The organism is Gilvimarinus gilvus, assembly GCF_030518155.1.
GTDB lineage: Bacteria > Pseudomonadota > Gammaproteobacteria > Pseudomonadales > Cellvibrionaceae > Gilvimarinus > Gilvimarinus gilvus.
Map to the genome: position 1 here is coordinate 146,778 of NZ_JAULRU010000705.1, position 7,957 is coordinate 154,734.

A 7,957-nucleotide genomic window follows, 5' to 3' on the forward strand; every position below is an offset into this window, starting at 1 on the left:
AAACCATAGCCTTCAGCCCCAGTTTTGCACTGGGGTGGGCTCACTGACGCCAATCTGAGCGGTGCTGTTACCCACCTCATGCGTTTTATATAGTAAAAGAGTTGCACCAATAAAATGCCTAGGGTATAAAGTATGGCGAAAGTTCAAATAAGAAAATATTTTTCCATGTGAATAATATCTGCTGTGTCCTGGAAATGCGCTCGACGCGATTACTCAATCGTTTTGTCGCGGGGGCACAAGCGCTTTACATAAAAAAATAGGAGAGACCTGTGATCAGAAAGCCCCAGCTACTTCCGTCCAGCAAACGTTGGATCTCGACTACCTGTGCGTCCTCACTGGTACTGTGCGCGCTCGGTGTCGTCGGCCCGGCAATGGCTCAAGAAACAAGCGCAGAAGAAGAATTTTTAGAAGAGGTTGTCGTGACCGGCGTGCGTGCCAGCATCGAGACTGCCCAAGCCATCAAGCGTGACTCTACAGTTATCGTAGACTCTATTGTTGCGACTGACATTGGTAAGTTACCTGATGTTAATGTTGCTGAAACTTTACAACGTATTTCAGGTGTACAGATCTCGCGCAATCGCGGTGAGGGTAGCGATATTGCCATTCGAGGTTTAACCCAGATTCGCACCGAGGTTAATGGCCGCGACAGCTTTTCCACCACTAACGGCCGATCGCTGAGTTTTGAGGATGTCCCCTCCGAACTTTTGGCCGGTATCGATGTGTACAAAAACCCGGCTGCCAACCAAATTGAAGGCGGCATTGGCGGTGTGGTCGATTTGCGCACCCGCATGCCCTTTGACGCCGACGGACGTCTGATCAGTGGTTCGATCAGCACCACACACTACGACGTGCGCGATGACGAGGGCTATGACATTTCCGGCCTGTATTCTGACCGGTGGGAAACCAGCGCCGGTGAGTTCGGGTTTTTGGTGAACCTCTCCTTCAGTGAGGCGGTTTTCCGCGAAGACAGAATTACTGTCGAGCCGTTTTTCACCCGCACCGACATTCCCGGCTTTGAGGGTGAGTCGGTAGAGGTGGCCTCCGGCGGTGGTATTTCCTCGTGGAATGGTGACCGCGAGCGCACGGGTGCGGCCGTGGCGTTTCAGTGGGCCCCCAATGACGATATGGAGCTTTATGCGACCTACCTGACTTCACAGTACGAATTCTACGACCCGCAAACCGGCTTCTTCGCCTATGGTGCCGGCGAAGGTGGCTCCTTGACACCGGTTGAGGGCAGCTACAGTTTTGACGAAGACGGCAACTTGTTGACTGGTGGTTTTGTCAGCCCGCCGACACAATCTTTTACCCGGGATTCCACCCGCGATTCGCAAACCACAGACTACGCCGTTGGGTTTAAGTGGAGTATTACACCAGCACTGGAGTGGAGTTCCGACCTGCAATACGTCGACTCTGAAACCACGTACCGCGATGTGACAGGCTTTGGATCGTTGGATGGTGGTTCCACCTTCTATCTCGACCTGACCGGAGAGTTGCCGGAGTTTATGCTCGAGCCCGCAGGCTTTATGGATGATCCGACCAACTATTTCTACCAGGCGATGATGAATCGCACTGCAGACAACGTGGGCGACGAGCTTGCGCTGCGCAGTGACCTGGAGTGGGATTTCGATGAAGGTGGTTTGATGCGCTCGTTTACCGCCGGTGTTCGCTATACCAATAAAGATATCGAAACGTCCGATTCCGGGTTTGTCTGGTCGGCGATATCAGGCCCTCCGTGGGACGGCAGTGATGTCGCTCAGGCCGATTACGAAGAGTTTCCCGATTACTACGCACCGGATCCCCATCAGGATAGCTTCTGGCGCGGTGAAGGTTCCGACAGCCTGTTCGGCTCACACTTTGTCGTAAGCCCAGAGCTCATGACCCAACGCGAAGACGCTCTGGCCGTTCTCGGTGGGCTCAACCCGCAATCCGGAGCGCCGACCGAGTTCTCTGAGCAGAACCAGCTTAACGTTCAAAACGAAGAGACTCAGGCCATCTACGGCATGTTGGACTTCGGTATGGACGATTTCGCCTTGCCGTTTGACGGCAATGTCGGTGTACGCGTCGTCAAAACCAATGTCACCGCTGATGGTGTGCAGACTCTGACCTATCGTGAACCGAGCGACACAGGCACAGAAATTCAGTATCAAACGCCGATCGTGGTGGAGCAGGATTACACCGAAGTCTTGCCGAGTCTGAACCTGCGCTTTTTCCTGACGGAAAACCTGTACTGGCGCATTGCCGCCTCCAAAGGTTTGTCACGCCCATCGTTTAACGACTTGGCGGCCAACTTTACGCTGAGCGAAAATTACATTGACGATGACAGCGATCCAACTACGCCGCCGGTGTATTTTGACTCAACTGGCAGTGGTGGTAACCCGGGCCTTGAGCCGCTGACCGTCGACCAGATTGATACCGCCATTGAGTGGTACTACAACGACGGCAGCATGATGTACGCAACGCTGTTCCACAAAGACGTGAAAAACTTCACCCAAAACGGTGTGTACGACGCCGACTTTGACGTGCCGGGTAAAGGCACCGAAACGTTTGAAGTCACCGCGCCTGTCAATGGCGAAAATGGCACCATCCAGGGTTACGAGATCGGCATTCAGCACTTTTTCGACTCTCTGCCAGCGCCGTTCGATGGATTCGGTATTCAAGCTAACTACACCTATGTGGACAGTGAAGCGCCAAGTCCATCGGCCACCGACACCGAGGGCAACCCCCTGCTGGTGCCCCTGGAAGGGCTTTCGGAAAACAGCTACAACCTGGTGGGGCTGTTTGAAAAAGGAAGTTTCTCTGCGCGTCTGGCCTATAACTGGCGTGACGACTGGGTCATAACCACTGCCGGCAACGGTACGGGCAATCTGCCGATCTACAACGACGAGTATGGTCAGCTGGATGGCTCCGTAAGTTATGACTTCAGTGACAACTTCAGCATCTCGCTGGATGCCGTGAACATGTTGGATGAAACCAATTACACCTACCAGGCTTTCCCCAACCGTCCACGTGACTACTCGCTGAATGATCGCCGCTATCGCCTGCGTTTGAGCATGAAGTTTTAATCGCGCCCCACGCATAGGCTAAACTGGGCGCAAAACTGGAGACAGTTTTGCGCCTTTTTTTTCTTGGATTGAGATAACAATAATGTCCGGTAGTGATTTGTTTGTTCGTCGAATTGTGATTGTAGGTGGCGGTACCGCGGGCTGGATGACTGCCGCGGCACTGGGGCGAACCCTGCAAAACCACCCCTGCCAAGTCACGGTGGTGGAATCACCCGACATTTCCTCGGTGGGTGTTGGAGAGGCGACCATACCACCCATCCAACTCTACAACCGAATGCTTAAGCTGGATGAAAACGAATTTTTAAAGGCCACCCAAGGTACCTTTAAGCTGGGCATTGATTTTATTAACTGGCGTCGCAAAGGGCACAGCTATTTCCACCCTTTTGGGCGCTACGGAGCCGACATTGATGCCGTGCCGTTTCACCACTATTGGCACAAAATGAACAGCCTCGGGGAAGACAATGACCTGTTGCAATACAGCCTTCCCTCCGTGGCCGCTTTAAAAGGGCGATTTGCGCCCCCCGATCCCAATCCCCGCTCGGTGCTTTCCAACATGGCTCATGCCTACCATTTCGATGCGGGGCTCTACGCCAAGTTTTTGCAAACTTATGCGCTAGAGCGAGGCGTTGAGCATATACAGAGCAATGTGCAAGGTGTGGAACTCAATCCCGACAACGGGTTTATCGACGCCATTCGTCTGGAGGACAGTGCTCGGCTGGAAGCGGACTTTTTTGTCGATTGCACCGGCTTCAAAGGTCTGTTGATTGAGGAGGCGTTGCATACCGGTTATGAAAACTGGCAGCACTACCTTCCCTGCGATCGCGCCGTAGCCGTACCCTGTGAGCAACCCGGCCCACCGCTGCCTTACACCAAATCAATGGCTCACAGCGCCGGCTGGCAGTGGCGCATTCCCCTGCAGCATCGACTGGGCAATGGTCATGTGTATTGCTCGGAGTATATGAGTGACGACGAAGCCACCGCCACCTTGATGAACAACCTCGACGGAGAGCCCCTGGCCGAGCCCAAACACCTACGGTTTGTGACCGGGCGGCGCAAGCAGTTTTGGAACAAGAACTGCCTGGCCATTGGACTGTCGGCGGGTTTTATGGAGCCGTTGGAATCGACAAGTATTCACTTGATTCAGACCGCCATTGCCAAGTTGATGACGGTGTTCCCGGATCGGGCGTTCGACCCTGTCGACATCGCCGAATACAACCGCCTGACAACGACCGAATTTATTCGCATTCGCGATTTTTTGGTGCTTCACTACATGGCTACTGAGCGGGACGACTCCCCACTTTGGAACTACACGCGCAACATGTCCATACCCGACACCCTACAACACAAGCTCGATTTGTACCGTAGCCGCGGGCGAGTGTTTCGCTACGACGAGGAGCTCTTTGCCGATACCAGTTGGGTCGCCGTATTTGAGGGCCAGGGCATCGAGCCTCGTCGTTATGATCCGTTGGTTGATACTTACGATATCGATCGGCTGCGCGCGGTTATGGCCAAAATGCGTAAAACAATAGCTGCTGGTGCAGAATCACTGCCTACCCATGAGCAGTATATTGCACGGCATTGCGCGGCCAACTGAACACAGTCAGTCTGAGTTTTCCTTGTAAAAGTATTTGCACATATAAAATATGTGGGGTATAAATAGTAAAGTTAATGGTCCATTACTCGGTTCGGTAGTTGTTCATTTGCAGCTTCCTGTTTGACCTTGGCATACCAGTGGCTGTTTCACGACCGAATACAGCGGTTTTCTTTGGCGGCTTCTGAGTCGTCTATGCATGAGTTGATGCCTCGCATCATTTATGGCGCCCCACAGTGGGGGCGCCGTTTTTTTCAGCTTAGCGCCTAATTTACCCACTTAATTGTCTTTCTCTCGCTTTAACCTCGAAAAACCTCGCAATACCCCTTAATCTAATAACAAGCTGAGCTGCGCGGAGTGTGCTTTGTTTGCCAAAGCGCTCCTAACATGGCTCGAAGAAATCGCCCATAACGGAGGTCATTGTGAATAACAGCTTTAATGCTAAATCCACACTGTCGGTGGCAGGTCAGGAATACCAATATTTTCATCTGGGAGCGCTAGCGACCCAATACAATCTCGATCGCCTACCTTTTTGCCTGAAGATACTGCTGGAAAATCTGCTGCGTAAAGAAGACGGCAAGAACGTCAGCGCCGAGGATATTCATACCCTGTGTCGTTGGCAGGGCAGCGATACTGCCAGCGAGCAAGTCAACTTCACCCCAGCTAGGGTGGTACTGCAAGATTTTACCGGCGTACCCGCGGTGGTGGACTTGGCCGCAATGCGCGCGGCCATGCGCGAGCTGCAGGGGGACCCGGCCAAAATTAACCCGCTGGGCGCGGTTGATTTGGTGATTGACCATTCGGTAATGGTGGACTTCTACGGCACCAGCGACGCACTCAGTAAAAACACCGAAATCGAATTTGAGCGCAATAACGAGCGCTATCAGTTTTTGCGCTGGGGCCAACAGGCGTTTTCTAACTTCCGCGTGGTGCCGCCCGGCACCGGTATAGTCCACCAGGTGAATCTTGAATACCTGGCCAAAGCCGTATTGGTGGAAGAGAAAGACGGTGAAATGTTCGCATTACCGGATACCTTGGTTGGCACCGACTCCCACACCACCATGATTAATGGCCTGGGTGTTTTAGGCTGGGGCGTAGGCGGTATTGAAGCCGAGGCGGCCATGCTCGGGCAGCCCATTACCATGCTAATACCTGAAGTGGTTGGGTTTGAACTCAAGGGCGAGCTACCGCCATCGGCCACGGCAACTGACTTGGTGCTTACGGTGACACAAATGCTGCGTGAGCATGGCGTGGTAGGCAAGTTTGTAGAATTTTTCGGCGCGGGGCTTGCCAACTTGCCCCTGGCCGACCGGGCAACAATAGCCAATATGGCGCCTGAGTACGGTGCCACCTGCGGGATTTTCCCCATCGATGATGAAACCCTGAATTATCTGAGCTTAACCGGGCGCGCGCCTGAGCAAATCGCCTTAGTGGAGGCCTACGCCAAAGCCCAAGGTATGTGGCGCAATGACGACGACCCGGTGGCGGATTACAGCGATATTCTCAGCCTCGACCTAGGTGATGTCGTGCCGAGCCTGGCCGGCCCTAAGCGCCCGCAAGACCGCATTGCATTGACCGATGCGCAAACGGCATTTGCGCAACTGCTGGGTGATGAACGCAAAGAGCAGGGCAAGGTATTGGCTTCAACCGCCTCTGAACGCTTTGCCAGTGAGGGCGGGCAAACCGCCATCGACAACACCAACGCAGGTGATACCGGCGGTGTGCCGGTGGAATATAAAGGGGAAACCTTCACCCTTGATCCGGGCGCGGTGGTGATTGCCGCCATCACCTCCTGTACCAACACCTCCAACCCGGCCGTGTTAGTGGCCGCAGGCCTGGTCGCGCAAAAGGCCTGTAAGCTCGGTTTAACCACCAAGCCATGGGTTAAAACCTCCTTCGCGCCGGGCTCGCAGGTGGTGCCGGCGTACATGAAAAACGCCGGTTTGCTCGCGCCACTCGCCGAGTTGGGCTTTGATATTGTCGGCTTCGGCTGCACCACCTGTATTGGCAACTCCGGCCCGCTGCCAGACCCTATTCAAAACGCTATACGCTCCGCAAACCTATTGGTGTGTGGCGTGCTGTCGGGTAACCGCAACTTTGAAGGCCGTATTCATCAGGACGTGCGGGCCAACTACCTGGCATCGCCGCCACTGGTGGTGGCCTATGCGCTGGCCGGCAACATGAACGTGGATTTATTCAATGAGCCGCTGGGAACCACGGCCGATGGCAAGGCGATTTACCTAAAAGACATTTGGCCGACGCCGCAAGAAGTGGCCGAAACCATTACCGGCGCCATGACCGAAGGCCTTTACAGCGAAAAATACGCCGATGTGTTTGCCGGCACCCTCGACTGGCAGGCGCTGCCGGTTCCGGAAGATGACATCTACACCTGGCCCGATTCCACCTACGTAAAAAAGCCACCGTACTTCGATGGCATGAGCATGCAGTTAACAGAGCAGATGGCCATAGTCGGTGCGCGCTGCCTTGTTAAAGTAGGCGACTCCATTACCACCGACCATATATCACCGGCCGGTGCCATTAAGCCCGACAGCCCCGCGGGTGAGTACCTGAACAGCCAAGGTGTTTCGCAAAAAGATTTTAATAGTTACGGCTCGCGTCGGGGCAACCACGAAGTGATGGTGCGCGGCACCTTTGCCAACGTGCGCCTAAAAAATAAAATGGCGCCCGGTACCGAAGGCGGCTGGACCACTTACTTGCCCAGCAATGAACAAATGAGCATCTATGACGCCTCGCAGCGATACCTGGCCGAAGATACGCCGCTGATTGTGATGGCGGGTAAAGAGTACGGCACCGGCTCCAGCCGCGACTGGGCCGCTAAAGGTACGAACCTATTAGGTATTAAAGCCGTCATCGCCGAGAGTTTTGAGCGCATTCACCGCAGCAACCTAGTGGGCTTTGGTGTTTTACCGCTGCAATTTAACGACGGCGACAGTTACGAGTCACTGGGACTGGATGGCTCAGAAACTTTCGACTTTTCCGCCATAGAGGGCGAGCCCAAAACACTGGCCATTAGCGCGCACAAAGACGGAAAAATCACAGAGTTTGAAGTACAGGTACGTATCGATACCGCCGTGGAGTGGGATTACTACCGTCACGGTGGCATTTTGCATTATGTGTTGCGGCAGCTGGCGGGGTAGTTAACCCTAGCAGGCTGCTGAAAAACCCCATGCATGCTCAGCGTGGCCTGACGCGTGCAGATGTTGTGTCTTGTCTCGACGCACAGGGTGGTTCCCTTTGCTAGAGGCAAGGCGCAGCAGATGTGCGCTTCAGGTCACGCCCTGCG

3 protein-coding genes are annotated in these 7,957 nt (G+C 54.2%); all 3 read left to right on the forward strand.

The window, feature by feature from the left end; translation table 11 throughout:
• Positions 1–269: 269 nt before the first annotated feature.
• The 3 genes from QWI17_RS18055 to acnA all read left to right on the forward strand — a co-directional run bounded on the left by QWI17_RS18055 (position 270) and on the right by acnA (position 7,811).
• Positions 270–3,062: a TonB-dependent receptor gene (locus QWI17_RS18055; protein ID WP_302723924.1), complete on the forward strand. Its 2,793-nt coding sequence runs from the start codon at positions 270–272 to the stop codon at positions 3,060–3,062.
• An 82-nt stretch (positions 3,063–3,144) separates the two neighbouring features.
• Positions 3,145–4,656: a tryptophan halogenase family protein gene (locus tag QWI17_RS18060; protein WP_302723925.1), complete on the forward strand. Its 1,512-nt coding sequence runs from the start codon at positions 3,145–3,147 to the stop codon at positions 4,654–4,656.
• A gap of 416 nt (positions 4,657–5,072) precedes the next feature.
• Entirely contained in the window at positions 5,073–7,811 is a 2,739-nt protein-coding gene (gene acnA / locus QWI17_RS18065; protein ID WP_302723926.1) for an aconitate hydratase AcnA, read from the forward strand.
• The last annotated feature ends 146 nt before the right edge of the window (positions 7,812–7,957 follow it).